Annotated in this window: 27 protein-coding genes; 19 read left to right on the forward strand and 8 right to left on the reverse strand. The window is 33.8% G+C overall.

Annotation, left to right across the window (positions count from 1 at the left end; genetic code table 11):
- Positions 1-9: 9 nt before the first annotated feature.
- From OZP10_RS08625 to OZP10_RS08645, 5 genes are all read right to left on the reverse strand, one after another.
- Complete coding sequence (locus tag OZP10_RS08625) at positions 10-1425, reverse strand: sensor histidine kinase (protein WP_281634757.1); 1416 nt, start codon at positions 1423-1425, stop codon at positions 10-12.
- Positions 1426-1567: 142 nt separating this feature from the next.
- Positions 1568-2116 carry a CopD family protein gene (locus OZP10_RS08630; RefSeq protein WP_281634758.1) on the reverse strand — a complete coding sequence of 183 codons (549 nt, stop codon included), beginning with the start codon at positions 2114-2116 and terminating at the stop codon, positions 1568-1570.
- Positions 2116-2688 (reverse strand): hypothetical protein, encoded by a 573-nt coding sequence (locus OZP10_RS08635; RefSeq protein WP_281634307.1) that lies wholly within the window; start codon positions 2686-2688, stop codon positions 2116-2118. The genes OZP10_RS08630 and OZP10_RS08635 overlap by 1 nt, the downstream gene beginning before the upstream one ends.
- Before the next feature lie 15 nt (positions 2689-2703).
- A complete protein-coding gene (hemH, locus tag OZP10_RS08640) occupies positions 2704-3723 on the reverse strand; it encodes a ferrochelatase (protein ID WP_177211579.1) in 1020 nt (339 codons plus the stop codon).
- A gap of 211 nt (positions 3724-3934) precedes the next feature.
- The gene (locus tag OZP10_RS08645; RefSeq protein ID WP_177211578.1) at positions 3935-4810 is read right to left on the reverse strand and encodes an AraC family transcriptional regulator; all 876 of its coding nucleotides are present in this window, start codon (positions 4808-4810) and stop codon (positions 3935-3937) included.
- Positions 4811-5037: 227 nt separating this feature from the next.
- Here OZP10_RS08645 and hemA point away from each other — a divergent pair, with 227 nt between their 5' ends.
- The 11 genes from hemA to OZP10_RS08700 all read left to right on the forward strand — a co-directional run bounded on the left by hemA (position 5038) and on the right by OZP10_RS08700 (position 14435).
- Entirely contained in the window at positions 5038-6288 is a 1251-nt protein-coding gene (gene hemA, locus OZP10_RS08650; protein WP_073410229.1) for a glutamyl-tRNA reductase, read from the forward strand.
- A 104-nt stretch (positions 6289-6392) separates the two neighbouring features.
- Complete coding sequence (gene hemC / locus OZP10_RS08655) at positions 6393-7316, forward strand: hydroxymethylbilane synthase (protein ID WP_281634308.1); 924 nt, start codon at positions 6393-6395, stop codon at positions 7314-7316.
- A complete protein-coding gene (locus tag OZP10_RS08660; RefSeq protein ID WP_281634309.1) occupies positions 7316-7981 on the forward strand; it encodes a uroporphyrinogen-III synthase in 666 nt (221 codons plus the stop codon). The genes hemC and OZP10_RS08660 overlap by 1 nt, the downstream gene beginning before the upstream one ends.
- A gap of 52 nt (positions 7982-8033) precedes the next feature.
- The gene (gene hemE, locus OZP10_RS08665) at positions 8034-9059 is read left to right on the forward strand and encodes a uroporphyrinogen decarboxylase (protein WP_111377708.1); all 1026 of its coding nucleotides are present in this window, start codon (positions 8034-8036) and stop codon (positions 9057-9059) included.
- Between the two features lie 78 nt (positions 9060-9137).
- A complete protein-coding gene (locus OZP10_RS08670; RefSeq protein ID WP_281634310.1) occupies positions 9138-9815 on the forward strand; it encodes a hypothetical protein in 678 nt (225 codons plus the stop codon).
- A gap of 3 nt (positions 9816-9818) precedes the next feature.
- Complete coding sequence (locus OZP10_RS08675) at positions 9819-10202, forward strand: hypothetical protein (protein ID WP_281634311.1); 384 nt, start codon at positions 9819-9821, stop codon at positions 10200-10202.
- The gene (locus OZP10_RS08680; protein WP_281634312.1) at positions 10199-10744 is read left to right on the forward strand and encodes a GNAT family N-acetyltransferase; all 546 of its coding nucleotides are present in this window, start codon (positions 10199-10201) and stop codon (positions 10742-10744) included. The genes OZP10_RS08675 and OZP10_RS08680 overlap by 4 nt, the downstream gene beginning before the upstream one ends.
- Positions 10741-11646 (forward strand): oxygen-dependent coproporphyrinogen oxidase, encoded by a 906-nt coding sequence (hemF, locus tag OZP10_RS08685; RefSeq protein WP_281634313.1) that lies wholly within the window; start codon positions 10741-10743, stop codon positions 11644-11646. Before OZP10_RS08680 ends, hemF begins: the two co-directional genes overlap by 4 nt.
- A 325-nt stretch (positions 11647-11971) precedes the next feature.
- Positions 11972-12430: an IS200/IS605 family transposase gene (gene tnpA / locus OZP10_RS08690; RefSeq protein WP_281634314.1), complete on the forward strand. Its 459-nt coding sequence runs from the start codon at positions 11972-11974 to the stop codon at positions 12428-12430.
- A gap of 90 nt (positions 12431-12520) precedes the next feature.
- Entirely contained in the window at positions 12521-13456 is a 936-nt protein-coding gene (locus OZP10_RS08695) for a DUF4421 family protein (protein ID WP_281634315.1), read from the forward strand.
- An 82-nt stretch (positions 13457-13538) separates the two neighbouring features.
- Positions 13539-14435, forward strand: coding sequence for a fructose bisphosphate aldolase (locus OZP10_RS08700; RefSeq protein ID WP_281634316.1), 897 nt, complete (start codon positions 13539-13541; stop codon positions 14433-14435).
- A gap of 55 nt (positions 14436-14490) precedes the next feature.
- On the opposite strand, the gene OZP10_RS08705 is transcribed toward OZP10_RS08700, so the two are convergent.
- Together OZP10_RS08705 and OZP10_RS08710 are read right to left on the reverse strand one after the other, a co-directional pair.
- The gene (locus tag OZP10_RS08705) at positions 14491-16368 is read right to left on the reverse strand and encodes a hypothetical protein (RefSeq protein ID WP_281634317.1); all 1878 of its coding nucleotides are present in this window, start codon (positions 16366-16368) and stop codon (positions 14491-14493) included.
- Between the two features lie 4 nt (positions 16369-16372).
- Positions 16373-17005: a hypothetical protein gene (locus OZP10_RS08710; protein ID WP_281634318.1), complete on the reverse strand. Its 633-nt coding sequence runs from the start codon at positions 17003-17005 to the stop codon at positions 16373-16375.
- A 266-nt stretch (positions 17006-17271) separates the two neighbouring features.
- Between OZP10_RS08710 and hemB the strand changes: the two genes are divergently transcribed.
- Genes hemB through OZP10_RS08725 form a run of 3 tightly spaced genes read left to right on the forward strand, consistent with a single transcriptional unit; the run spans position 17272 to position 19020 of the window.
- The gene (gene hemB / locus OZP10_RS08715) at positions 17272-18267 is read left to right on the forward strand and encodes a porphobilinogen synthase (RefSeq protein ID WP_281634319.1); all 996 of its coding nucleotides are present in this window, start codon (positions 17272-17274) and stop codon (positions 18265-18267) included.
- Position 18268: 1 nt separating this feature from the next.
- Positions 18269-18610, forward strand: coding sequence for a cupin domain-containing protein (locus OZP10_RS08720; RefSeq protein WP_281634320.1), 342 nt, complete (start codon positions 18269-18271; stop codon positions 18608-18610).
- An 11-nt stretch (positions 18611-18621) separates the two neighbouring features.
- The gene (locus OZP10_RS08725) at positions 18622-19020 is read left to right on the forward strand and encodes a c-type cytochrome (protein WP_281634321.1); all 399 of its coding nucleotides are present in this window, start codon (positions 18622-18624) and stop codon (positions 19018-19020) included.
- A gap of 279 nt (positions 19021-19299) precedes the next feature.
- Here the strand turns inward: OZP10_RS08725 and OZP10_RS08730 are convergent, their stop codons facing one another.
- On the reverse strand, positions 19300-21357 hold the full coding sequence (locus tag OZP10_RS08730) for a M13 family metallopeptidase (protein ID WP_281634322.1): 2058 nt from the start codon (positions 21355-21357) through the stop codon (positions 19300-19302).
- Positions 21358-21584: 227 nt separating this feature from the next.
- Between OZP10_RS08730 and OZP10_RS08735 the strand changes: the two genes are divergently transcribed.
- From OZP10_RS08735 to OZP10_RS08755, 5 genes are all read left to right on the forward strand, one after another.
- On the forward strand, positions 21585-22250 hold the full coding sequence (locus OZP10_RS08735; RefSeq protein ID WP_177211561.1) for an SCO family protein: 666 nt from the start codon (positions 21585-21587) through the stop codon (positions 22248-22250).
- Positions 22251-22353: 103 nt separating this feature from the next.
- Positions 22354-22593: a FeoA family protein gene (locus tag OZP10_RS08740; RefSeq protein WP_177211560.1), complete on the forward strand. Its 240-nt coding sequence runs from the start codon at positions 22354-22356 to the stop codon at positions 22591-22593.
- Positions 22593-24692 (forward strand): ferrous iron transport protein B, encoded by a 2100-nt coding sequence (gene feoB / locus OZP10_RS08745; RefSeq protein ID WP_281634323.1) that lies wholly within the window; start codon positions 22593-22595, stop codon positions 24690-24692. The genes OZP10_RS08740 and feoB overlap by 1 nt, the downstream gene beginning before the upstream one ends.
- 6 nt (positions 24693-24698) lie before the next feature.
- Positions 24699-24824, forward strand: a complete 126-nt coding sequence (locus OZP10_RS08750) for a FeoB-associated Cys-rich membrane protein (RefSeq protein ID WP_085949274.1) — start codon at positions 24699-24701, stop codon at positions 24822-24824.
- Positions 24825-25012: 188 nt separating this feature from the next.
- Complete coding sequence (locus tag OZP10_RS08755) at positions 25013-25135, forward strand: hypothetical protein (protein ID WP_281634324.1); 123 nt, start codon at positions 25013-25015, stop codon at positions 25133-25135.
- Positions 25136-25163 lie beyond the last annotated feature (28 nt).

Raw genomic sequence — 25163 nt, forward strand, 5'->3', positions numbered from 1 at the left:
TGCTTTATTTTATGAGTTGGTGATAGGGAGAGAAACCGTAAATGTGGTTCCTTTTCCGTAAGTTGACTCAAAGGTAATTGTTCCTTTGTAATTTTCGATAATGTTTTTGATAATTCCGAGTCCAAGTCCCATACCACTGGTTTTGGTAGTAAATTTTGGCTCGAAAATTCTTCCGATGTCTTGTTTCTGAATACCGATTCCGTTGTCTTTTACCGCAATTTCAACATTATTATCCTGTCTTTTTACAGTAACTACAATTGATTTATGAAACTGACTTTCTGGGATTGCCTGAGTCGCGTTTTTAACCAAATTGGTAATGACACGGATCAATTGTGTACGATCCATTTTAGAAATGATTTCTTCTTCTTCTTTTTCGAAAGAAATATAATCTTCGTTGAAAATATCTAAAGCCAGTTCGACAACCTCAACAACATTTAAAGTTTCATTTTGCTGTGCAGGCATCGAAGCAAAGTTGGAAAATGCCGAAGCCACAGCCGTCATGGTATCTATTTGCTGAATTAAAGTTTCGGAGTAATCATTCATTTTTTGTTTTACATCTGGAGCCGCAGGATCAAATTTTCTCTGGAAACTCTGAACCGTCAAACGCATCGGCGTAAGCGGATTTTTAATTTCGTGCGCAACTTGTTTCGCCATTTCGCGCCAAGCTTCTTCACGTTCGCTTTGTGCTAGCTTAATTGCACTCGTTTCGAGTTTATCCACCATTCCGTTATAAGCTTTGATCAGGAAGTTGACTTCTTTACTGTTAGCTTCTAACACAATTTTTTCGTTTTTCTGATCCAAATTGGTTTCTTCTAAACGATCTGAAATGGTTTTCAACGATTTTGTGATATAAGTCGAAAGGAAATATGCCAAAGCAAAAGCAACAATCAGCATAAAAGAATACACCTGACTCAGACGAATTAAGAAAGTATTCAACTCATTATCATAATAACCATCATCTTCTAAATATGGAAGATTCAAGATTCCGAGCGGTTTGAATTTTTCGTCTTTAATTAAACTGTATGAAGATCGGTTTTTGACTCCATCAATCGTTTTAATATCAACAAAACGCTTTTCGATAGAAGAACGAACCAGTTTAAGAATATATTCCGGAATGGGAGGTGCAATTTTATCAACCGCAAAAGATTCTTTGGATGATTTTAAAAGTTTTCCATCCAAACTGTAAATATTGATTTCGATTTTATGAATCTGCGCCAGCTCATGAATTTTATCTTTAAAAATTAAATCTAAATTCTGAGTTTTTAAAGGATAAGTCGTGGTCGCCAGAACGTAATTGATATGTTCTTTTACCGCATTTTCTTTTCGTTCTAAACGTTCCTGATGATATTCTTTGGCCTCAGTTTTAAACTGAATAATCGAAATCGAAGCCAATAAAAAAGATGCCACAACAATCAATACAATCATCGACAGGAAAATCCTGGTACGAAGGGAAAGCATTGACATTTTGAAGTTTAGCATCTTGTTTTTGTTTTGTTTGTTTCAGGTTTCAAGTTCCAGGTTATGTTGCGTTTGGCAACTTGAAACTTGAAACCTGAAACTAAAAAAACTATTTTCTCTCTCTAATTCTTTTATAAAAACGGAATCCCAGCATAATTAAAACCGAGAATAAAATAATCCCGATTACGCCGAAAATCCAGTTGATGGCACTTTTTAAAACTACTAAAAAGACAACAGCAAATAGAATAATGGTTGCGCCTTCATTCCACAAACGCATAAAATTATTGGAATATTTTACCTCATCTCTTTGTAATTGCTTAAAAATCTGATGACATTTTCCGTGATATAAATATAATAGGAAAACGAAACATAATTTTACGTGCATCCACGGCATTTTGATCCAAACGCTTCCTGCCTCTGTAAAAAACAGCATCCAAAAAGCAAAGATGCTTGCCAAAATCGCCGATGGCCATGTAATGATATACCACAAACGGTAGGCCATTATTTTGTATTGTGCTTGTAGAATTTCTTTTTCTGGCGAAGGTTTTTCGTTGGCTTCAATCTGATACACAAACAAACGCACAATATAAAATAGACCCGCAAACCAAGTAATCACGAAGATAAGATGCAGTGATTTTAGATAGTTATAGTATTCCATCATTTTTTAAAAGTCGATTTTTTAAAAAGATCAATCATATCTTTACCATAATTTTCATCTTCATACACTATTGAAGCGATAAAGATTTTGTCTCCAAATCCTTTCGAAAAAATTACTGCTGTAGCAACTGTTTTTCCATCTTCAGTAACTTCGATTTTAGATTTTCTAAATTCCAAACCTGAAATTTTTTCACTGCTTACCACGTAATCTCCCATTTTACCTTTTGGATAGACTTTTCCAATATCTTTTAAAAGAAGAAAATCTTTTAATCTCATCTTTAGATCGGCTCCACGAGCATCTCCGGTAGGATAGTTTTCGTAATTTGCAGAAAAGTAATTTGCTTCATCTCTTTTAAAAGCTACAATGGAGTTTTCTTTTTTAACCAAAGCTGTATCTCCTTTTACTTCTCCTTTTTCTTTTTGGATTACCTTTTCATAATCATCAGGAATTGTAATTTCCCAATTGAATGTTTTATCAAAAAAACGATTATTTTCAAAAGTGTTTTTCTTTTTGCATCCAATAATTGTTACTAAAGCAAAAAGTAAAATCGAAAAATATTTTAATTTATTCATTTATAAAAATTGAAATTATTTAGCCCAATCGTTAATCCAACCAGCAACTGTTTCGCACCATTCATCATCATCATTCAAGCAAGGAATTGCTAAAAACTCTTCTCCTCCATTTGCTTCAAAATCTTCTTTGGCACGCATTGCGATTTCCTCTAAAGTCTCTAAACAATCGGTAACGAAAGCTGGAGTTACAACCGCAATTTTCTTAATTCCTCTTGCTGGCATATTGTCAATTTCAACATCAGTATAAGGCTCAAGCCATTTGTCTCCTGCTAATCTCGATTGGAAAGTCACGCAATATTTGTCTTTTGGAATTCCCAATTGCTCAACCACCAAACGCGTTGTTTCGTAACAATGTGTTCTATAGCAGAATTCGGCTTCTGGAGTTCCAACTTCACAACACATTTCGTTGGTTACGAATTTTTTATGTGATTTTGTTTTATCTGTTTTACGAACGTGACGCTCTGGAATTCCATGATACGAAAACACCAACTGATCATAATCAAAATCACGTAAATGTTTTTTGATTGAATCTGCAACATTTTTGATGTAATCTGGTTTATTGAAAAACGCTGGAACATCTGAAAACTTCATGTGAGGGAATTTCTTCTTGCGGATTTCTTCTGCCAAAACCAAAATGGTCAAAGTAGAAGCCATTGCATATTGTGGATATAAAGGAAAAAGTAATACCTCTGTTACGCCCTGATCGCTTAATTCCTGCAAGCCTTTTTCGATTGTCATAGATCCGTAACGCATTGCAAGCGAAACTGGAATATTTGATAAAGGCTGTACTTTTTTGTGCATTCTTTCAGAAAGAACAATTAACGGCGAACCTTCTTTCCACCAGATTTTAGCGTAAGCATGAGCCGATTCTTCTGGTCTTTTTCTTAAAATAATACCGCGAACTAATAATGCTCTCAATAAATACGGAACGTCGATTACGTATTTATCCATTAAAAATTCGTCTAAATAGGGTTTTACATCTTTTGGTGTTGGACTGTCTGGTGATCCTAAGTTTATTAAAAGTGCGCCTTTCATTATGTATTTTTTGCTTTATGCTTTAAGCACTAGGCTTTAAGCTTTTTATTTGTTTTTAAAAATTTCGGCAAAAGTAAACGCTGTACTTTATTTGAAATATGATATTTATTACTTTTTCTTTATTATTGAATATTCAAAATTGATTAGCTAGTTCGTGAAATTTTTTCACACAGATTTTTGCAGATTAATTCGTGCATTCGTGGCTAACAAATTAAACATTCGCATTAATCGACATCAAATATTTTTTTGGTGTTGTTCCGAATTTCTTTTTAAATGCAGCTATAAAATGACTTCCCGTGCTATAGCCAATCTTCAGTCCTACTTCGTTTACATTATAAGAACCGCTGTCTAAAAGTTTTCTGGCGAAATCCATTTTATAATCGAATAAGAAACCATAAACCGTATCGCCATAAATCTGTTTGAAACCCATTTTGAGTTTTTTCAAATTCAAACCAATTTCATCTGCCAATTCTTGCAATCCTGGCGGTTCGGACATATTAGCGATTACAATTTCTTTTGCTTTTCTGATTTTTAGAACATTATCTTCATCAATCAAAAATGGACATTGTTCTGCATTTGGATCTTCTGTTCTATTGAAATATAAACTCAGCAATTCATATCCCTTTCCTTTATAATATAGATTTTTTATGGATGGATGAAGATTGTAATGAAACAACTGACTCAGAACAATCGCCATTGACGGACTGATATTCCCTTCGTTATAATACTTTTTATCCTTATTATCAGGACTTAGAAAAGTAATATAATCGGCTTCGGCAGAAAATAAGGCGTGAAATTTCTTGATGGAGACAATTACTGAAATCGCCCACGAGTTTGGAGCCAGCTCTAGATTTAGCGGCAATTCTTTCTGTGGATTGTATAAAAGCAACGATTTTTCCTCTTTCAATTCTAAAGCGTAATTGCCTTGATTGAATAAAAATTTTGCATTTCCTTTTATCCCGAAGTGAAACTGTATCAGGCCAGTACCTATTATTTCGTGCTGTGCATAAAAAGGTTCTGGACCATCATTTTGAAAACGGATCAGCGTAAAGTCGTCTTCAATTTTTATAACTTCTTGAGAACTCATAGCGATATTTTTTTGAAACGAAAATCAAAACAAACTCAAAATGTTATTTAGAACGACTCTAAACTAATCACTTCAAACGAGTTGATTTTGCTACAAAAGTAGTCCTTTTTACTCAAAAACACCTATTTAGGTTCAAAAAAACATACAGCGACATAAAAAGTACTTTTAGCGTTATTTTTATCGATGCTATAGTAATAATTTTGTTGCACTTTTATGAAAGTGAATTTATGGAAAACAATAACGTACCGAAACACCTTTATTTTTACTCAGTTGGTCTGAGTTATAAAAAAGCTGATGCTGAGGTTAGAGGTCAATTTAGTTTGGACGCCGTTGCGAAAACTCGCCTGCTAGAACAAGCTAAAAACGATGGAATAGAAAGTTTACTAGTTACTTCAACTTGCAACAGAACTGAAATCTACGGTTTTGCTGAACATCCATTTCAATTAATAAAACTTATTTGCGATAATAGTAACGGATCTGTAGATGCTTTCCAAAAAGTAGGTTTCGTTTACAAAAATCAAGAAGCAATTAATCATATGTTTCGCGTAGGAACTGGTTTAGACAGTCAGATCTTAGGCGATTTTGAAATTATATCTCAAATAAAAACCAGTTTTACACATTCAAAATCAATGGGATTAGCCAATGCTTTTATGGAAAGATTGGTAAATGCGGTAATTCAGGCGAGCAAAAGAATTAAAACGGAAACAGAAATCAGTTCTGGTGCTACTTCGGTTTCTTTTGCATCTGTACAATATATTTTGAAGAATGTTGAAGATATCAGCAACAAAAACATTTTACTTTTTGGAACTGGGAAAATTGGAAGAAATACGTGCGAGAATTTAGTAAAACATACTAAAAACGAGCATATCACTTTGATCAACAGAACTAAAGATAAAGCAGAGAAATTAGCAGGAAAGTTAAATCTGATTGTTAAAGATTATTCTGAATTACATTTAGAACTTCAAAAAGCCGATGTTGTAGTTGTTGCAACAGGGGCGCAAAACCCAACAGTTGACAAAGCCATCTTAAATCTTAAAAAACCTTTGTTGATTCTGGATTTATCGATTCCGAAAAACGTTCATGAAAACGTTGAGGAATTAGAAGGCGTAACTTTAATTCACATGGATTATCTGTCTCAATTGACAGATGAAACTTTGGAAAACAGAAAATTACACATTCCAGCTGCTGAAGCGATCATCGAAGAAATCAAAGAAGAATTTGTTACTTGGATGAAAGGAAGAAAATTTGCTCCGACAATTAATGCTTTAAAAGAGAAATTAAACGCTATAAAAGCTTCGGAACTAGATTTTCAAAGTAAAAAAATCGCCGATTTTAATGAAGAGCAAGCTGAAATCATCAGTAACCGAATCATCCAGAAAATCACTACTCATTTTGCCAATCATTTAAAAGACGACGATACCATGGTTGATGAAAGCATCGAATGGATCGAGAAAGTTTTCAAAATAAAAGCATCTTAAATAAAATTTAAACCATATAAGTTATATAAGTTCATTTAAAAACTGTGTTTTACTCAAACCACTTAAATTTCCTTATATAACTTATATGGTTCAAAAAACAAAACATGGCTGAAAAAACAATCAGAATTGGAACGCGCGATAGCGAATTAGCACTTTGGCAAGCACATACTGTCGAGAAAAAACTAAATGATTTAGGTTATAAAACTTCAATTGTTGCGGTTAAATCTCAAGGTGATATTATTCTGGACAAACCTCTTTATGAGTTAGGTATCACAGGAATTTTTACCAAAACGCTGGACATTGCTATGATCAATGGCGATATTGATATTGCGGTGCATTCTATGAAAGATGTTCCAACGGCTTTACCGAAAGGAATTGTTCAGGCAGCTGTTTTGCCAAGAGCTAATGTTTTGGATATTTTAGTTCATAAAGGAAATCCTGATTTTACAAATCCAAGTACCATTGCAACCGGAAGTCTTAGACGTCAGGCACAATGGTTTAACAAATACCCAAATCATACAGTAGTTGATTTACGTGGAAACGTAAATACGCGTATGCAGAAATTGCAGGACAATGATTGGGACGGAGCTGTTTTTGCAGCTGCAGGTTTAGAGCGAATCAACTTAAAACCTGAAAACTTCATCAATTTGGATTGGATGATTCCGGCGCCGGCTCAAGGAGCAATGCTTGTTGTGGCAATGGAAAATGACAACTATACTTTGGATGCGCTTTCTCAGTTAAATGATATTGAAACTGAAATTTGTACGCATATCGAACGTCAGTTTTTAAGAACACTCGAAGGAGGGTGTACTGCCCCGATTGGAGCTTTGGTAACGTATAACGAAGATCAAGATACGTTGCATTTTCAAGGCGTTTTGCTTTCTATTGATGGAAAACAAAAGCTGGAAATTGACAAAACGGTTGACATTTCAGAATGGAAAAAACTAGGTTTCAACTCTGCGCAAGAGATTTTGAATAATGGAGGAACGGAATTAATGCAGAAAATCAAAGAATCTCTGAAGAAATAATGGCAAAATCAGTTCAAATACTATCTACTAAAATATTATCTCCACTTCATAAACAAGAGTTGATGAAATATGGCGTCGAATTAATCGAAGCCGATTTTATTAAAACCGAAAACAAGGCTTTCGAATTAAAAGACCTTAACGAGAGTCTGATTTTTACAAGTCAAAATGCTGTTCATAGCGTTTTATCTGACCCAAAATCAGAGGAACTAAAAAAGAAAAACGTGTACTGTGTTGGTCTTAAAACCAAAACTTTATTGACAGATAACGGATTCAATGTTATTGCTTACACTGGTTATGCTTCTGATTTAGCTGAAATTATCACTTTGATTTATGGCAATGAAAGCTATACTTTTTTCAGCGGAAACTTGAGAAGAGATACTTTACCGGAAGCTTTAAAAGAAGCTGGAATTAAATTCAATGAAATTCAGGTTTACGAAACTACGCTGCAACCTCAGAAAATAAAAGCAAATCCAGAAGCGATTTTGTTTTTTAGTCCATCTGGAGTTAAAAGTTATTTGAAGGATAATACCATTAATAAACAAATCTGCTTTTGCATCGGTGATACGACCGCAGAAGCTTTAAGTAAAATCACGAAAAACATTATTATTGCAGATCAGCCAACAATCGAGGATGTGATCGAAGATGTAATTCACGAATACAAATAAAAAACTTTGCAACTTTGTCACTTTGCGACTTTGCACCTAAAATAAAAAAACAATGTTAAAAAACGACCTATTTTTAAGAGCATTAAAAGGAGAAACAGTTCAACGTCCGCCAGTATGGATGATGCGTCAGGCTGGAAGATATTTACCTGAATTTAGAGAACTTCGTGATAAATATGATTTTTTTACGCGTTGCGAAACTCCAGAATTAGCTGCTGAAATTACAGTTCAGCCAATTCGCCGAATTGCTCCAGATGCTGCGATTTTATTTTCGGATATTTTGGTAGTGCCGCGTGCAATGGGAATTCACGTAGAATTGAAAGACAATTTGGGACCAATAATTCCAAATCCGATTCGTTCTTTGGCAGATGTTCATAAAGTTTATGTCCCAGATGTAAATGAAACTTTAGGTTACGTTTTTGATGCTGTGAAATTGACTAAGGAAATGCTGAACGACGAAGTGCCATTAATTGGTTTCGCGGGTTCTCCTTGGACAATTTTCTGTTATGCTGTTGAAGGAAAAGGTTCTAAAAGTTTTGATACTGCAAAAGGATTCTGTTTTTCAAATCCAGCTGCAGCACACACTTTATTGCAAAAAATTACCGATACGACTATTTTATATTTAAAAGAAAAAGTAAAATCTGGAGTAAATGCTGTTCAGATTTTTGATTCTTGGGGAGGAATGCTTTCTCCTGTTGACTATCAGGAATTTTCTTGGAAATACATCAACCAAATTGTTGACGCTTTAGCAGATATTACTCCAGTTATTGTTTTCGGAAAAGGATGTTGGTTTGCTCTTGGCGAAATGGGTAAAAGTAAAGCTTCTGCATTAGGAGTTGACTGGACTTGTTCGGCTAGAAATGCGCGTTATTTGTCTGGTGGAAACATTACTTTACAAGGGAATTTTGATCCGTCAAGATTGCTTTCTCCAATTCCGACAATCAAAAAAATGGTTCACGAAATGATCGACGAATTCGGAAAAGATAAATATATTGTAAATTTAGGTCACGGAATTTTACCAAATATACCTGTAGACCATGCAAAAGCGTTTATTGACGCGGTTAAGGAATACGGGAATTAATAAGTTGATAGTTTATGGTTGATAGTTGTTGGATATAAATACTATCAACCATAAACCAACAACCATCAACTCAAAAATATGCTTGCAAACCTAAACCTCAACAGAAACTCACCGTTTTCATTTATCGAATACGGATTTCAGGCGTACTACGCCTATGTGTTTTTGATGGTTTGGATGCATCCAGAATTACATCCAGTTAGCGTTATAAATGATTTGGCTGTTTTGATGGCTTTTGAGTTTATAATGGTTCATTCAGGAGTTTTTATGGCGGTCATGCCAAAAAAATGGTCGCTTTTTGTGTTTTTCCCGCTCTACGGATTATTTGCCTACTCTTTTAATGAATCAGTAGTTAATACTAACATTCTTTATATTTATCTGCTTACGGTTTTAAACAGAATGAGATTTGCCTTTTCAAATGTAGCGCCAGAAGTCAGAGTATATCAAATGGGAAAATCTGCAGCAAAAGCGGTTTTCTACTTTTTCCTAATCCTAGCGGTTTGCATTGGAAATTCTATAGTACCTCCATTCGGATTGACAAATGAGTTTTTAGAAAAATCACATTATTTCCAAACCGTTAAATCAAGCGGGTTATTTATAGAAAAGCCTTATGTGCCTATCTGTATGGGATTTATTTATTATGCTTTGCCTGTTTTATATTTTATTTATCGAATACTAAAAAACTTTGGTAAAAAAGATTCTTTTCAAAATGAAAAACTAGTTTTTAGCCGAACAACTGTCAAATCGAATAAATTCTAAATTATGTTGAATAAAGGTTTACGAGACGAAGAATCTATTAGAATAGAGAATACTCTACGAACTTTGCATGCATTAATTTTTGTTCCAAAGTTTTGGAATGCTGAAGATACAACTCTTATTGATGAACAATTGAAAAGTTTTGGCTTAAGCCTACAAAGAACAATTGAAATTCCAGAAGAGGAATTAATTCTGCTTTTACAACGATGCCATTTAGACTGGAATCAGCAAGAACAATTTGCTGATATTTTAATGGGCCTTTCTGCAGAGAAACAATTTGACTTTCTAGGAAAAGCCCTCGCAATATATCAATATATCCAACAAGAAAGCAAGGTTTTTTCTTTTGGAATAAATACCAAAATCGCATCTTTAAAAAACAATCACATATGAGTTTTATAGATTGGAAAACAGATCGAATTGAAAACGTTCTTCCTGAGGAGTTTTACAAACTAATCGACAAGAATAAAAATCATATTGGAAAAACATTTCCTGTAACACTAGCTAATTCTGACTCACCAGAAAAAGCAGAAAATTTTATCTCAGTTAATAAAAACAAGGAAAGAAATAGCGAAGGATATTATTTCTTTGCCCGAGACATCAAAACAAATAACCTAATTGGTTATTTATGTGTAAAAACTATCGATTATCGGATTTCTAAATGTGAGTTAGGTTATTTTATTGATGAGGATTTTCAAGGAAAAGGAATTACATCCAAAATGGTTTCAGACGTGCTTGAATTTTGTTTTGATGAATTAAAAATGAATAAAGTTTTCATTTGTACATCAGAAGTAAATTTAGCAAGTCAGCGAATCGCTCTAAAACATAATTTTAAACAAGAAGGAATTTTAAGAGATGAGTTTAGAAATGGTGACGGCACTTTGCAAAACACCGTTTATTTCGGACTTCTTAAATCAGAATATATAAAATCATGAAAGACAAATTTTACGCATATATACAAAACTTACAAGACCAGATTTGCGCTGGATTAGAAACTGTTGACGGAACTGCAAAATTTCGTGAGGACTTATGGAAACGTCCAGAAGGCGGTGGCGGAAGAACTCGCGTCATTGAAAACGGAGCAGTTTTCGAAAAAGGTGGTGTAAACATTTCGGCCGTTCACGGAAAACTTCCTGAAACAATGCAGAAAATGTTTGGTGTTGGCGAAGCAGATTTCTTTGCTTGCGGATTAAGTTTAGTACTGCATCCAAAAAACCCTATGGTTCCTACCGTGCACGCTAATTGGCGATACTTCGAAATGTATGACGAATCTGGAAAAGTAATTGAGCAATGGTTTGGCGGCGGACAGGATTTAACGCCTTATTATTTGTTTGAGGAAGATGCAATTCACTTTCATCAAACATGCAAAACTGCTTGCGACAAACACAATCCAGAGTTTTATCCAAAATATAAAAAACAATGCGATTCGTATTTCTGGAACGCACACCGAAATGAAGCTCGAGGACTTGGCGGTTTGTTCTTTGATTATTGCAAAGCAAATGAGCAAATGTCAATGGAAAACTGGTACAATTTCGTAACCGAAGTGGGAAATAGTTTCCTTGAAGCTTATGTTCCAATTGTAGAAAGAAGAAAAAACCTTTCTTATACTCCAGAGCAAAGAACCTGGCAAGAAATCCGTCGTGGCCGTTATGTTGAATTTAATTTGGTTCATGACAAAGGCACTTTGTTCGGTCTAAAAACCAACGGAAGAATCGAAAGTATTTTAATGAGTTTGCCTCCGCATGTGCAATGGGTTTACGATCATCATCCAGAAGCAGGTAGTGAAGAAGAAAAATTGATTCATGTATTGGCAAATCCGCGTGAGTGGATTTCGTAGTCTAAAAATTTATTTAATTTGATAATTATATGTCGCCCCTCTGGGGCTTCTTTTTTTGTTGTCGATTCAATTTCTATAAATATTTTGCTCCGCTGGAGCATTTTTTTGTTCAACTATTCCCAGAGGGACGGAATATTTATAGAACCCAAATAATAGCTCAACGAACAAGCTTCGGAGAAGCAAAATATTTATAGAACAATTTGCATCCCCAGTATCAAGCTCCAGAGGAGCGACATATTTATTTAATACCGAAAAAAAAAGAATACTTATCCTACAAATTAAAATTATTAATTAGCTTTACTGATTATAAATTTTACTTAAAAACATGGCTAATACCTATTCTCAATTATACATTCAAATCGTTTTTGCCGTAAAAGGAAGACAGAACCTGATTTCTAAAAATTGGAAAGATGAAATCTATAAATACATTATAGGAATTATTGTCAATCAGAAACAAAAATTGATTGCAATATACGGAATGCCAGATCATATTCATATCTTAGTTGGGATAAAACCAAATGTTTCAATATCAGATTTGGTACGAGACATTAAATCAAGTTCATCCAAATTCATAAATGAACAGAAATGGATTAATGGAAAATTTGAATGGCAAACAGGTTTTGGTGCTTTTTCGTACGGTCATTCACAATTAACATCTGTAATAAAGTATATTGAAAACCAAGAACAACATCATAAAACCAAAACGTTCAAAGAAGAATATATCGCATTTCTAAAATTATTCAATATTGATTTTAAAAATGAATATCTGTTTAATGATGTTTAATTTATGTCGCTCTGCTGGAGCTTCAAATGCTATTCGATTATTATAATTGCTATAAATATTTTGCTTCTCCGAAGCATTTTTAAATACCACATGATCTTGAAACTGATTTACGCCACATTCTTTATCAGCATTTTTGGGTGTTTTGCCCAAAACGATTCCCTGCAAAATCCGTATTTTAAATCATATAATGATAAAATTACTGCTAGTGTTTATTATTTAGATACTTCTAATAGTTTTCAGATTGCTTCTGGTCAGGATTCCAAAACATATGTAAATCTAATTCCGAATCGAAGAGAACAAATCGGTTTTACATTAAACTATAAAATCATTGATATCACAATTGGTTTTGCTCCCAAATTTCTAAGTCAAAATAAGGGAGATTCTCATTCCAAAAATTTTAATTTTAACACCCGTTTTTATTTAAAAAAATGGATGCAGTCGTTCACTTTTATCAATCAAAAAGGATTTTATATTAGTGATGACAACATTACAGCTCAACTGCCCAATATGCGAACAACAAAAATTGGCGGTTCGACAGCTTATGTTTTTAATGATAAATTCTCTTTTAAAACATTGGTAAGCCAAAACGAATGGCAGACCAAAAGTTCTGGAAGTTTTATTCCGACTTTCTCTTTTTATTACACCAATTTAGATTTAAATACTCCCGATTCGTCACCTGGCGATATTTATGTTTTAACGCTTGCGCCCTCCTATTTTTACAATTTCGTAATTAGTGATCGCGTCTTAATTGGCGCTGGACTCGCTTTGGGTGCCGGAATTAATATTATTGATGGAGACACCTCAGCTTTGTATCAAGTAGATTTCAATTTGAAATTGGCTTATAACAAAGACCGTTTTTTTGGTTTTGCCAGTCTTAACACAATTGGTTTTGCGCAAGATGACAAAGTCGATCCGCGATTGAATGACAATATTTCTACTCTAAAACTCTCTGTTGGGTATCGATTTGATCCTCCTAAAAAAGTAAAAGAAGTCTACGATAAGGTCAATGAAAAAATAGGTCTTTGATAAATCTTAATCTCAAATAAACAGCCAAAAGGATAAAAATGCTTAAATTACAGAGATTTATGAAAAATTAAAATTCATTATTATGGGAAATAAAAACACAGAACAATTAAATCTCATGCATTCTGGAAAAGGATTTATTGCGGCATTAGATCAAAGCGGTGGAAGTACTCCTAAAGCACTTTTACAATATGGAGTGGCAGAAAACCAATATACAAACGATGAAGAAATGTACACTCTTGTACATGAAATGAGAACTAGAATTATTAAAAGTCCAGCGTTTGACAGTCAATATATTCTCGGTGCAATTTTGTTTGAAAACACAATGGATCGTAAAATCGACGGACAGTGGACAGCAGATTATTTATGGGAGAAAAAACATATTATTCCTTTTTTAAAAGTAGATAAAGGTCTGGCAGAAACTGCAAATGGCGTACAACTAATGAAACCCATTTCTGGCTTAAACGAATTGCTAGATCGGGCTGTAGAACGCAATATCTTTGGAACTAAAATGCGTTCTGTAATAAAAGAAGCCAATCCCGAAGGAATACGAGATGTTGTTGCCCAGCAATTTGAAATAGGAAAACAAATTTTTAGTAAAGGTTTAATTCCAATTATAGAACCTGAAGTTGATATTTACAGTCCTGATAAAGAAAAATCGGAAGAGATTCTAAAACAAGAAATCCAAAAACAGCTTAATGCATTGGATAAAGAGATAAAAGTAATGCTGAAACTTTCAATTCCGACCGTAAACGATTTTTACAAAGATCTTATTTCAGACGCACATGTGGTTCGTGTTGTAGCGCTTTCTGGTGGCTATTCACGCGAAGAAGCAAATCAAAAACTCTCTCAAAATCATGGATTGATTGCCAGTTTTTCTAGAGCATTGTCTGAAGGATTAACTGCAGATCAGTCTGATCAAGATTTTAATGCTGAATTAAAAGAAACCATCAAAGGTATTTATCAGGCTTCAATTACTTAGAAAACATAAAAAAATCCCTGAAACAATATTGCTTCAGGGGTTTTTCTTTTTTCGATTATTTAGAAGTCATTTCTTCGGCTAAATCTAATGTCTGCAAAATAATGTTTTTATCAGACTTAAAAGAGTTTAGTTTAAAAACGAATTTCAATTTATTGTCGATTAGCTTTTTAGGAGATTCTATAGAAATATCTGAAAACTGAGATGAAATTTTAGTCATTCGATCCAACTCTGAATCTTTTGCTTTCTTACCAAATGTTCTCACGGTTTTTGAAAGATCTAATTTTCCAGAAATATAGTTTTTACTCAAATCTTTCTTCGTGTCTTTTGCAAAAGATCCTTTTCCAGAACTAAAATAATCTTTTGTGTTAGCAACAATAACTACATCTTTGTCTTTTGCAATAAAAATATCACCATAATCTTGTGTACCCGCAATAATATATGAATTTCCGTTTGGGACCAATACTTTTTTGCGAACACCCAATTGCAATAATTTATCTCCAAATGTTGGATGCGTAGAAGTAAAAATCACAGAAAACAACGGAATTTCTTTTTTCACTTTTTCTTCTGTTATTTTTTCTTCATAATTCTCATCATACTCGTACTTTTTAGTCATAACCTCAACTTCTTTCGTATCGTATAAAAAAGCACTTAAATCGCCATCAAAAAGCTTTGCTGTGGCCTCTTCGTCAACAATTGTAGAAATCAGATCTGTAATTAGCGTAATATCTTCTTTAGCAAATTTTGGATTTTGAAATATTTCCGACATCAATGACGGAAAGTTTTCAAGTGCCGCTTTTGTATTAGCGTGATATGAAATATATCCTAAAGGTTTTTCCGCAGGAAAATAATTAAAGATATTTCTGTTGATTTTTCTATCGCTAATTTTGCTTACAATAGCAGCAATCTCTGGAGCATATTCAACTACTTCTTCAATTCGAGAATTATCATTATCAAAATAAAAATCCAGATTGATGCCTTTTACAAAATTCCCAAAGTTCTTCTGCATCGGCAAGTATTTATCATAACCTCCAAATAGTGCTAAGGGATAATTGTATAATGAATAAAAACTAGACATCAATCCGCTGTAATTTACCCAAGTCGAAATATCTGCCGAAGCATTTATTTTTGAAAAACTTGGTGCAGTAAAATCATTCTCAAATAAACCTTTTATAATTTGGCTTTGCTGCTCGGCTAGTTTTTTATCAAACTCTGCTTGCTCTGCCGTATATTCTTCATACGGATTTCCATCGTACAAATAGTCTTGGTCTGTTGTTTCTACTGATCCTGCTGGCACATTAGCGATCATCGGTTCATCTTGCATTACAGAAGGTTCTCCAATTTTTGGCGGATTCGGCGCTTCTTCTACTCCGTATACTTTCGATGTATCTACAATTACCGTTTCTTCGTACGGCTCTGAAATTCCTATTGAATCGTTTAAAACAGGAGGTCCATCTGGAGAAGCATAAAATTTATTAGGAAGTCTTTTTGTCAATTCAAATATGACCAAATAATGATCATTCCATACAAATGATCTTTTTAAACCGCTTGGTGTAAAAACAGCATATTTTCCCAATTCTTCAATTGCACTATTATTTCCGTTTGCACCTTGTTTTTCAATCAGATATTGTCTAACCGCTTCTTTGTTTTTTATCGGAATGGTAACTTGATAAAACGGAACGCTATCTAAGAAATTCCCATGAACCGTAATCTTTTGGTCCAATTGAATAATCGAAGTATATTGGCGAAGATCAAAATCAGGTTTTTTACTAGTGTATCTTGTAATAATTGAGTGGTTCAGCACTTCGTTTATGTTTACTTTCTTCGAAAGCTGATTTCCGTTAAACTGAACAAAATAATCGTATTTGTCTGGACTCGTTTGTCCAAAAGTAAAATAGGCGGCAAATAGAAAAACAAGAGTGTAAAAGTACTTCATAAAATCAAGGCGTTAATTGGATTATATTATTCATCAAGGTCGTTTTCTTAAATACACTGTACATACTTTGTTTTAAAAAAACCGTTTTTTTATTTTTTGAAATTTGACTGTTTGCATTATCTACAGCCACAATATCTTTATCGAAAGTATAAATAGAAATAATGCTGGCTTCTTCCAGATCTTTCTTTTTCTTCGGGTCATTTACCACTTTTTCTGGAATTGGATAAGAAGCAATTCTTTCAAAAGTTTTGCCTCTTCCGCTAAAATGAATCTGATCGCGCTGATTGTTTATCGTATTCACAACCGCGTTTAACGCTTTTAAATTGGCATAATTAAGTTTGATAATGAAAACGTAATTTTGAAAATCTGTTTTTGTAATAACATTTGAAATTCCATCAATCTTCAACGCTTTTTCTTTAAAGTTATTGAGTTTAGCGGTGATTTCCTGTTCGTTCGGAATTTTCACACCATCAACTTCTTCTAGCCAAATAGCGGACTTGGCCTTAAACCAAGATTTCGAAAAATCAATCATTAGCGTGTATTCACCACTTTGATCGTCGTGATGTTTGATTCTTTCAGTAATCTCAAAACAGCTCGTTAAGAGCAGACAGCAAAATAAAGCGAGAATTTTCTTCATTTTACAAATTTAGATGGAATATTCTGAAAAACCATGCTTTGGTTCAAACAATAAAAAAATCTAAATTTTTAGATAATATTAACGGATTCTGAGGTAAGCTAAACGCCTTATTCTGTTCCTTTTTCTTTAACTTTGCGCCACTCATTAAAAGTGAGATAAACTTCAAAAAAAATAAAAACAACTGCAGTTTTAGAATAAGGATTTATCAATCTGTTTTCATAATTCAGGTTAAAATCTGAAATCTAAAATCTAAAATCTAAATTTATATGTTCCCATTACAAAGAGGCAGAAGATTAAGAGTAAATGAATCAATTCGTTCTTTAGTTCGTGAAACCAGTTTAAGTCCATCGGATTTTATGTTTCCAATGTTTATTGCTGAAGGAGAAAATGTAAAAGTCGAAATTCCGTCAATGCCAGGAATTTACAGAAGATCAATAGATTTAACAGTTGAAGAAGTAAAAGAACTTTATGATTTAGGGATTCGCGCCGTTAACATTTATGTAAAAGTTAGCGAAAACCTAAAAGACAATACTGGAAAAGAAGCTTGGAATGCTAACGGATTAATGCAACAAGCAATTCGTGCCATAAAAACAGCTTGTCCAGAAATGATCGTTATGCCAGATGTGGCTTTGGACCCGTATTCTATTTATGGTCATGACGGAATCATAACAAATGGTGATGTAGAAAATGACAGTACGGTTGATGCTTTGGTAAAAATGGCCGTTTCGCACGCAGAAGCTGGTGCCGATTTTGTTGCGCCAAGTGATATGATGGATGGACGCGTTTTACGCCTTCGCGAAGGCTTGGATGCGGCAGGGTTTCAGAATGTTGGAATCATGAGTTATTCTGCTAAATATGCTTCAGCTTTTTATGGCCCGTTTAGAGATGCTTTAGATTCGGCTCCTAGAGAAGCTGATGTTGTGGTTCCAAAAGACAAAAAAACATATCAAATGGATTATGCCAATCGTATCGAAGCGATCAAAGAAGCTTTATCAGATGTAGAAGAAGGTGCAGATATGGTTATGGTAAAACCAGGAATTGCTTATTTGGATATTGTTCGCGAAATAAAAAACACAGTACATGTTCCTGTAACCGTTTATCAGGTTTCTGGAGAATATGCTATGATTAAAGCGGCATCTGAAAGAGGTTGGCTGGATCACGATAAAATTATGATGGAACAGTTAATGTGCATCAAACGTTCGGGTGCCAATCTTATTTCGACATACTTCGCAAAAGAAGCTGCAATTTTATTAAACAAATAAAATGATTGTCGATAAACAAAATGCTTCTCATTATTTATGGGGAGATAATTGCGACAGCTGGATTTTGGCAGATACTGAAGGTTTATCTATTAAACAAGAAAGCATGCCAAGCGGAACCAAAGAAAAATTGCATTTTCATAATCATGCACAGCAATTCTTTTTTATTCTAAAAGGCACTGCAACTTTTTATCATGACGAAAAAACTGAAATTGTAAATTCAAATCAAGGTTTATTGATTGAGGCAAAAACGCAGCATTATATTGCCAATGAAAGCCAAGAACAATTGGATTTTTTAGTGATATCACAGCCATCAACAAATAACGACCGAATTACAATTGAATAAAATCTAAAAACATGAAAAAGATATTATTTCTTTCTGCAGTTTTAGCATTTGCTTCTTGCAAAAAAGAAACTTCTGAACCAACAAACACAGCAACCGAATCTGTTTCTGAAGGAGAATCGGCGAAAGCCAAAAGTCCAGAAGAACTAGGAAAACAGCTTTTTGAAGGAACTGGAAATTGTTTTGCTTGCCATCAGCCCGATCAAAAAGTGGTTGGACCAAGCATCAAAGAAATTGCTAAAATCTATAAAGATAAAAATGGCAATATCGTTACTTTCTTAAAAGGAAATGCAGAACCCATTGTTGATCCAAGTCAGTTTGAGGTTATGAAAACCAATTTTGCAATTACGCAGTCAATGTCTGATGAAGAATTAAAAGCAATTGAAGCTTACATCTACAGTAATTTGAAATAAAGCAAAAGGAATTCTCTTCTGAAAGCTCCTTTTGTTGCGAGCTTCGAAGAAGCGAAATATGTATAGCAAAAAAATATTCTCAATATAAAGCTCCAGCGGAGCGACATGTACTAGATTATAAAAAAATATGTCGCTCCGCTGGAGCTTTTCTCATTTTCTTATTGAAATTCTATAGATATTTTACCCCGCTGGGGTATTTGCTGTAGTTTTTATAAAAATTCATTACAATAAAAAAAGCTGTCCTTTTGAGACAGCCCTTTTTGATATAATATCATTCGATTACCAGATTTTAACTCGTTTTTCTGGTTCAACATACATCTTATCACCTTTCTTAATATCAAATGCTTTGTAGAAAGCATCAACGTTTTGAATTGGCACATAAGCTCTGTACATTCCAGGAGAGTGCGGATCTGTTTTTACTTGATTTTTGATTGCTTCATCTCTAGATTTTGTTCTCCAAACAGTAGCCCAAGAAATAAAGAATCTTTGTTCAGGAGTAAATCCGTCGATTAAACCTGGATTTCCGTGTTGCTTTAAATACAATTGCAGACCGTCAAATGCAGCATTAATTCCGCCTAAATCTCCAATATTTTCACCCAGTGTAAAATGACCATCAACATGAACTCCTGGCAATGGCTCAAGAGCGCTGTATTGATTTGCTAAATCATTTCCTAGAGTTGTAAATTGTTTCAAATCATCTTCTGTCCACCAATCCACTAAATTCCCTTCAGCATTGTAACGTGCTCCAGAATCATCAAAACCGTGAGAAATCTCGTGTCCGATTACGGCACCAATTCCACCATAATTAACTGCTTCATCAGCTTGATAATTATAGAAAGGTGGTTGAAGGATTGCAGCTGGGAATACAATTTCGTTATAAGATGGGTTATAATAAGCATTTACTGTTTGCGGAGACATGTGCCATTCTGTTTTGTCAACAGGTTTAGACAATTTGTCTACGCTTTTCTTGAATCTCCATAATGCTAGACTTTTAGTATTTTCAAAATAGCTTCCGCCTTCTGCAATGCTTTTAATTTCTAAAGCCGAGTAATCTTTCCATTTATCAGGATATCCTACTTTAATAGTTATTTTGTTTAGCTTTTCGATTGCTTTTGCCTTAGTGTCTTTAGACATCCAAGTTAAATTGTTAATACGATTTTGATAAGCCGTAATAACATTATGAATCATATCTACAGCTTTTGCTTTAGCCTCAGCTGGAAAAACTTTTTCTACATAAAGTTTTCCAAGAGCTTCACCAACATTTCCGTTAACCACATTAAGCGCTCTTTCTTCAGCAGGAAGCTGTTTTATTGCACCTCTTAATGTTTTGCTGTAAAAGTCAAAATTAGCATTATCAATTTCGGTTGTCAGCTTACTTGCAGCGCTGTTAATCAAATCCCATTTTAGGTATTCTTTCCATTGTGCCACTTTATTTTCCTTGAAAACAGTTTCTAAAGCAGTCATATATTTAGGCTCAGAAACAATTACAGACTGTAAATTAGTAATTCCTAAACCAGCAAAATATTCGTTCCATTTGATAGCTGGAGTTAATTTTTGAAGTTCAGCAATCGTCATTGGGTTGTATTGCAAACGGCTGTCTCTTCTTTCAACTCTGTTTAATCTTGGCTTTGATAATTCTGTTTCAAGAGCCAAAACCTCAGCTGCACTTTGTTTTGCTTTTTCTGGAGATTCTCCAATAAACTGAAGCATTCTTGCAACGTGCAATTCATATTTCGCACGTTTCTCTTTAGAATCTTTGTCATCAGAAGTGTAATAATCTTTATCCGAAAGTCCTAATTGGCTTGGGCTCAGATTTACAGAATTTTTAGAACTGTCTTTATCATCAGCTCCAATGTAAATTCCGAAAAAGCCTGCGTTTCCTTCTTTTTCCATTTCAACCAAATATTTCTGAACATCAGCAACGCTTTTAATTGCGTCGATTTTTTTCAGATATGGCTTCAAAGGTTCGATTCCTTTCTTGTTTCTTCCGATAGAATCCAAATAAGTATTAAATAAATTAACCGCTTTTCCCTGATCTGTATTAGACTTGTACTTTGGATTTTTTGAAGCTTCTTTTAAAACTTCCATCACATCCTTGTCAGTTCTTTTAATTAATTCATTAAAACTTCCCCAAGTAGTTCGGTCACTCGGAATTTCTGTTTTATCCAGCCAAGCTCCGTTTACATATTTGAAAAAATCCTGACTTGGGCTGATTTTCGTATCCATATAAGATACATTAATACCTGGCTCTTTTGGCGCTGTTTGAGCTTGAGCTGCAGTTATTGCAAACATTGCAGATATCACACCAAACACAGGTTTAGCAAATTGTTTTTTCATAAAAAATTATAGTTTAAGGGAAAATACAAACATATTGTTATTATTTCAAAAATTGTGTTAAAATTCTAACTGTACAGTCAAAAAGACGGATAAATTTCACAAATAGAACTTAAACATTGAGGTATATGTCTCCAGATACTAGTAAAAGTTACAAAAGGCTGTTAAAAAAAATAATCCAGTAAAGTTTTTAGAATCTGCTTTTTGTATTTTTGCGCCAAATTATTTTTATGAAATCGCTTTTATATAAATACCGCAAATTCTTCATTGTATTAATAGTGTTTTCGGTTGTTACGATATCTTTGTTTTATTCTGCATTAAAACCTAAAAAAACGCTACCGATTTACAATCCAGCCGATGTAAATCCAGAATTGGTAGACAGTACAGTTCAATATAAAAGCAAATACCACACTATTGCCGATTTTTCCTTTATCAATCAAAATGGTGATACAATAACACAAAAAGATTACGAAGGAAAAATCTATGTTGCCGATTTCTTCTTTACAACCTGCGGATCGATCTGTCCAAAAATGTCAACTAATTTAGTTGATGTTCAAAAAGCGGTTTTAAACAATCCAAAAGTGATGCTACTTTCGCATACCGTTTTTCCTGAAGTGGACAGTGTTTCTGTTTTAAAAGCTTATGCTATAAAATATGGTGTTGTAGACAGTAAATGGAATTTGGTTACTGGCGACAAAAAAGAAATCTACAAAATGGCCAGAAAATCGTACTTGGCTGTAAAAATGGGAAGACCAGATCAACTTTATGATATGGTGCATACAGAAAATTTTGTTTTAGTTGATCAAAAACGTCGCGTTAGAGGTTTTTATGACGGAACAAATAAAGAAGACATAAAACGTCTTTTAGAAGACATCGAATTCCTTTCGCAGGAGTAAAATCCCTTATTTTTAGAAACATTTAGCATTTGTCGAAGTGTTAAATGCCTTGAAATAAAGAATAATTGCCTACTTTTGCAATCTAAATTCAATCTAAATAAGCTTGCAAAATACAATACATACTCTGAAGAAAGGCGAAAAAGCCATTATCAAAGATTTTGATATCGATCTTATTCCACTTAAATTATTAGAAATGGGTTGTCTTCCTGGCAGCTTAGTTGAATTATTGCAGGTTGCTCCTTTTGGTGATCCTTTATATTTAGACATTAATGGTTCTCATGTTGCAATCCGAATTGAAACAGCTCGTGAAATTGAAGTAGAAATTATCAAAACCAATTTGTAATGAGTGTTCAGAATATCAATGTTGCCCTTATCGGAAATCCAAATACCGGAAAAACCTCTGTCTTCAATCAATTAACAGGTCTTAACCAGCAAGTTGGAAATTACCCTGGAATTACGGTTGAGAAAAAAATGGGTTTCTGCAAGCTTCCCAATAATGTTAAAGCCAATATTCTAGATTTACCAGGAACGTACAGTTTGAACGCCAGTTCTATGGACGAAAGCGTGGTAATCGAACTTTTATTAAATAAAAACGACAAATTATATCCAGATGTAGCAGTAGTTGTAACAGATGTCGAAAATCTGAAACGAAATTTACTGATTTACACGCAGATAAAAGATCTTGAAATTCCGACGATTTTGGTCATTAATATGTCTGATCGTATGGAACGCAAAGGAATTTCTTTGGATATTCCGTATTTAGAAGAAAAACTAAAAACGAAAATTGCTTTAGTAAGTTCAAGAAAAGGTTTAGGAATTGAAGAATTAAAAGAACTCATTGTTTCTCATAAAACCATTCCGCACGAACCTTGTTTGAATGCTTCTGTAATTGATCCTGAATATTTTGAAAAATTACAAAAAGCATTTCCAAACCAATTGATGTATAAATTGTGGCTGGTAATTACGCAGGATGTTAATTTTTTAAACTTAGACCGAAACGAAATACGAGGCACTTTTACCAAATCGCATTCCGAATTAAAACGTTTACAGCAGAAGGAAACCATCAAAAGATATCAGTTTATCAATGATGTTTTAAAAGATGGTTTAAAAATTGATGCCTCAATGGCGAAAGATATTCGTGCCAAATTAGATCGTGTTTTAACGCATAAAGTTTTTGGCTACGTTATTTTCTTTGCCATTTTATTTTTGATTTTCCAATCAATTTTCAGCTGGTCCACTATTCCGATGGATTTCATTGACAGCACTTTTGCTTCTTTAAGCAGCTGGGTCGCCGAAGAACTTCCAAGCGGTATTTTGACCGATTTGCTTTCGCAGGGAATTATTCCGGGAATTGGCGGAGTTATTATTTTTATCCCGCAGATTGCCTTTTTGTTTTTATTTATTTCGATTTTAGAAGAAAGCGGTTATATGAGCCGTGTCGTATTCTTGATGGATAAAATCATGCGTCGATTTGGACTTTCAGGAAAAAGCGTCGTGCCTTTAATTTCAGGAACTGCTTGTGCGATTCCTGCAATTATGGCAACTCGAAATATCGAAAACTGGAAAGAACGTTTAATCACTATTTTGGTAACGCCATTCACAACTTGTTCAGCAAGATTGCCTGTCTATGCGATTATTATCTCGTTGGTTATTCCGAGCAAAAGAGTTTTTGGAGTATTAAATCTTCAAGGCTTAACGCTTATGTCTCTTTATGTTTTAGGTTTTTTTATGGCCATTTTATCTGCTTATATTTTGAATAAGGTTTTAAAACTAGAATCAAAAACATATTTTGTTGTTGAAATGCCAAGTTATAAAATGCCTCTTTTAAAGAATGTGGGAATCAATGTTGTAGAAAAAACAAAAGCATTTGTTGTTGGTGCAGGAAAAATTATCTTGGCAATATCGGTTATTTTATGGTTTTTGGCTTCTTACGGTCCTGGAAAAGAATTTAATGAAGCCGAAACAATTGTTAAAGAAAGATTTGCCAATACTACTTTGGATGAAACTCAATTTGAAAACGAAGTTAATTCTCAAAAGCTAGAGAATTCTTATATTGGATTAATGGGAAGAGCGATCGAACCAGCTATTCAGCCTTTAGGTTACGATTGGAAAATCGGAATTGCCTTAATTAGTTCATTTGCTGCACGTGAGGTTTTCGTAGGAACATTGGCAACCATTTATAGTGTTGGAGATACAGATAACGAATCGACCATAAAAAGCAAAATGCAAGCAGAAATTCGTCCAGATACCGGAGAGAAAGTATTTGACTTTGCAACCGGAATCTCTTTATTGCTGTTTTATGCTTTTGCGATGCAATGCGCCAGTACATTGGCAATTACCAAAAAAGAAACCAACTCATGGAAATGGCCTGCAATGCAGTTGGTCTTAATGAGTGGTCTCGCTTATATTACCGCATTAATTGCGTATCAACTTTTAAAATAAGAAGTTATGTTTCAGGAAATAATAGCCTTTGCCATATTAGGATTTGCAGTTGCTTTTTTGATTAAGAAGTTTTTCTTTAAATCGAAAAAGAAAAAAGACTGCGGTGGCGGAACTGATTGTGGATGTTCATAATTTTAAGGTTCTAAGACGCTGAGATTCTAAGATACTAAGATTAAATGCTAAAAGCTTCAGATAGATTTTAATTTCTATTTGAAGCTTTTTTGCAAACAGTAAAATGTCTTATTCTGTTGTTTTAAAAACTTAAAATAGCTTATCGGTATATTTTCTAAGATTATTTTTGATTTCTAAATTTATTAAAGATGACACCAGAAGATAGAATGGAAGTAATTCGAGACAATAGAGTTGCTCGATTACTGTGGTTTACAATCGGTTTTTTCTGCGCAATGATTATTACCTATTTTTCAATGAAAAACAATCATTAGTTTTTTCTCTGCTGATTTAATTATAATT

The sequence above is a fragment of the Flavobacterium luteolum genome, assembly GCF_027111275.1.
In the GTDB taxonomy this organism is placed as follows: domain Bacteria; phylum Bacteroidota; class Bacteroidia; order Flavobacteriales; family Flavobacteriaceae; genus Flavobacterium; species Flavobacterium luteolum.

Bases quoted from the DNA above. Each gene is read 5' to 3' on its own strand.
- OZP10_RS08625 (WP_281634757.1), bottom strand. From the start codon at position 1,425: ATGATTGTATTGATTGTTGTGGCATCTTTTTTATTGGCTTCGATTTCG.
- OZP10_RS08695 (WP_281634315.1), top strand. From the start codon at position 12,521: ATGATCTTGAAACTGATTTACGCCACATTCTTTATCAGCATTTTTGGG.
- OZP10_RS08720 (WP_281634320.1), top strand. From the start codon at position 18,269: ATGATTGTCGATAAACAAAATGCTTCTCATTATTTATGGGGAGATAAT.
- tnpA (WP_281634314.1), top strand. From the start codon at position 11,972: ATGGCTAATACCTATTCTCAATTATACATTCAAATCGTTTTTGCCGTA.
- OZP10_RS08670 (WP_281634310.1), top strand. From the start codon at position 9,138: ATGCTTGCAAACCTAAACCTCAACAGAAACTCACCGTTTTCATTTATC.
- OZP10_RS08675 (WP_281634311.1), top strand. From the start codon at position 9,819: ATGTTGAATAAAGGTTTACGAGACGAAGAATCTATTAGAATAGAGAAT.
- OZP10_RS08735 (WP_177211561.1), top strand. From the start codon at position 21,585: ATGAAATCGCTTTTATATAAATACCGCAAATTCTTCATTGTATTAATA.
- hemF (WP_281634313.1), top strand. From the start codon at position 10,741: ATGAAAGACAAATTTTACGCATATATACAAAACTTACAAGACCAGATT.
- OZP10_RS08710 (WP_281634318.1), bottom strand. From the start codon at position 17,005: ATGAAGAAAATTCTCGCTTTATTTTGCTGTCTGCTCTTAACGAGCTGT.
- feoB (WP_281634323.1), top strand. From the start codon at position 22,593: ATGAGTGTTCAGAATATCAATGTTGCCCTTATCGGAAATCCAAATACC.
- hemA (WP_073410229.1), top strand. From the start codon at position 5,038: ATGGAAAACAATAACGTACCGAAACACCTTTATTTTTACTCAGTTGGT.
- hemC (WP_281634308.1), top strand. From the start codon at position 6,393: ATGGCTGAAAAAACAATCAGAATTGGAACGCGCGATAGCGAATTAGCA.
- OZP10_RS08700 (WP_281634316.1), top strand. From the start codon at position 13,539: ATGGGAAATAAAAACACAGAACAATTAAATCTCATGCATTCTGGAAAA.
- OZP10_RS08750 (WP_085949274.1), top strand. From the start codon at position 24,699: ATGTTTCAGGAAATAATAGCCTTTGCCATATTAGGATTTGCAGTTGCT.
- OZP10_RS08730 (WP_281634322.1), bottom strand. From the start codon at position 21,357: ATGAAAAAACAATTTGCTAAACCTGTGTTTGGTGTGATATCTGCAATG.
- OZP10_RS08705 (WP_281634317.1), bottom strand. From the start codon at position 16,368: ATGAAGTACTTTTACACTCTTGTTTTTCTATTTGCCGCCTATTTTACT.
- OZP10_RS08645 (WP_177211578.1), bottom strand. From the start codon at position 4,810: ATGAGTTCTCAAGAAGTTATAAAAATTGAAGACGACTTTACGCTGATC.
- hemE (WP_111377708.1), top strand. From the start codon at position 8,034: ATGTTAAAAAACGACCTATTTTTAAGAGCATTAAAAGGAGAAACAGTT.
- hemH (WP_177211579.1), bottom strand. From the start codon at position 3,723: ATGAAAGGCGCACTTTTAATAAACTTAGGATCACCAGACAGTCCAACA.
- OZP10_RS08755 (WP_281634324.1), top strand. From the start codon at position 25,013: ATGACACCAGAAGATAGAATGGAAGTAATTCGAGACAATAGAGTTGCT.
- OZP10_RS08635 (WP_281634307.1), bottom strand. From the start codon at position 2,688: ATGAATAAATTAAAATATTTTTCGATTTTACTTTTTGCTTTAGTAACA.
- hemB (WP_281634319.1), top strand. From the start codon at position 17,272: ATGTTCCCATTACAAAGAGGCAGAAGATTAAGAGTAAATGAATCAATT.
- OZP10_RS08630 (WP_281634758.1), bottom strand. From the start codon at position 2,116: ATGGAATACTATAACTATCTAAAATCACTGCATCTTATCTTCGTGATT.
- OZP10_RS08660 (WP_281634309.1), top strand. From the start codon at position 7,316: ATGGCAAAATCAGTTCAAATACTATCTACTAAAATATTATCTCCACTT.
- OZP10_RS08680 (WP_281634312.1), top strand. From the start codon at position 10,199: ATGAGTTTTATAGATTGGAAAACAGATCGAATTGAAAACGTTCTTCCT.
- OZP10_RS08725 (WP_281634321.1), top strand. From the start codon at position 18,622: ATGAAAAAGATATTATTTCTTTCTGCAGTTTTAGCATTTGCTTCTTGC.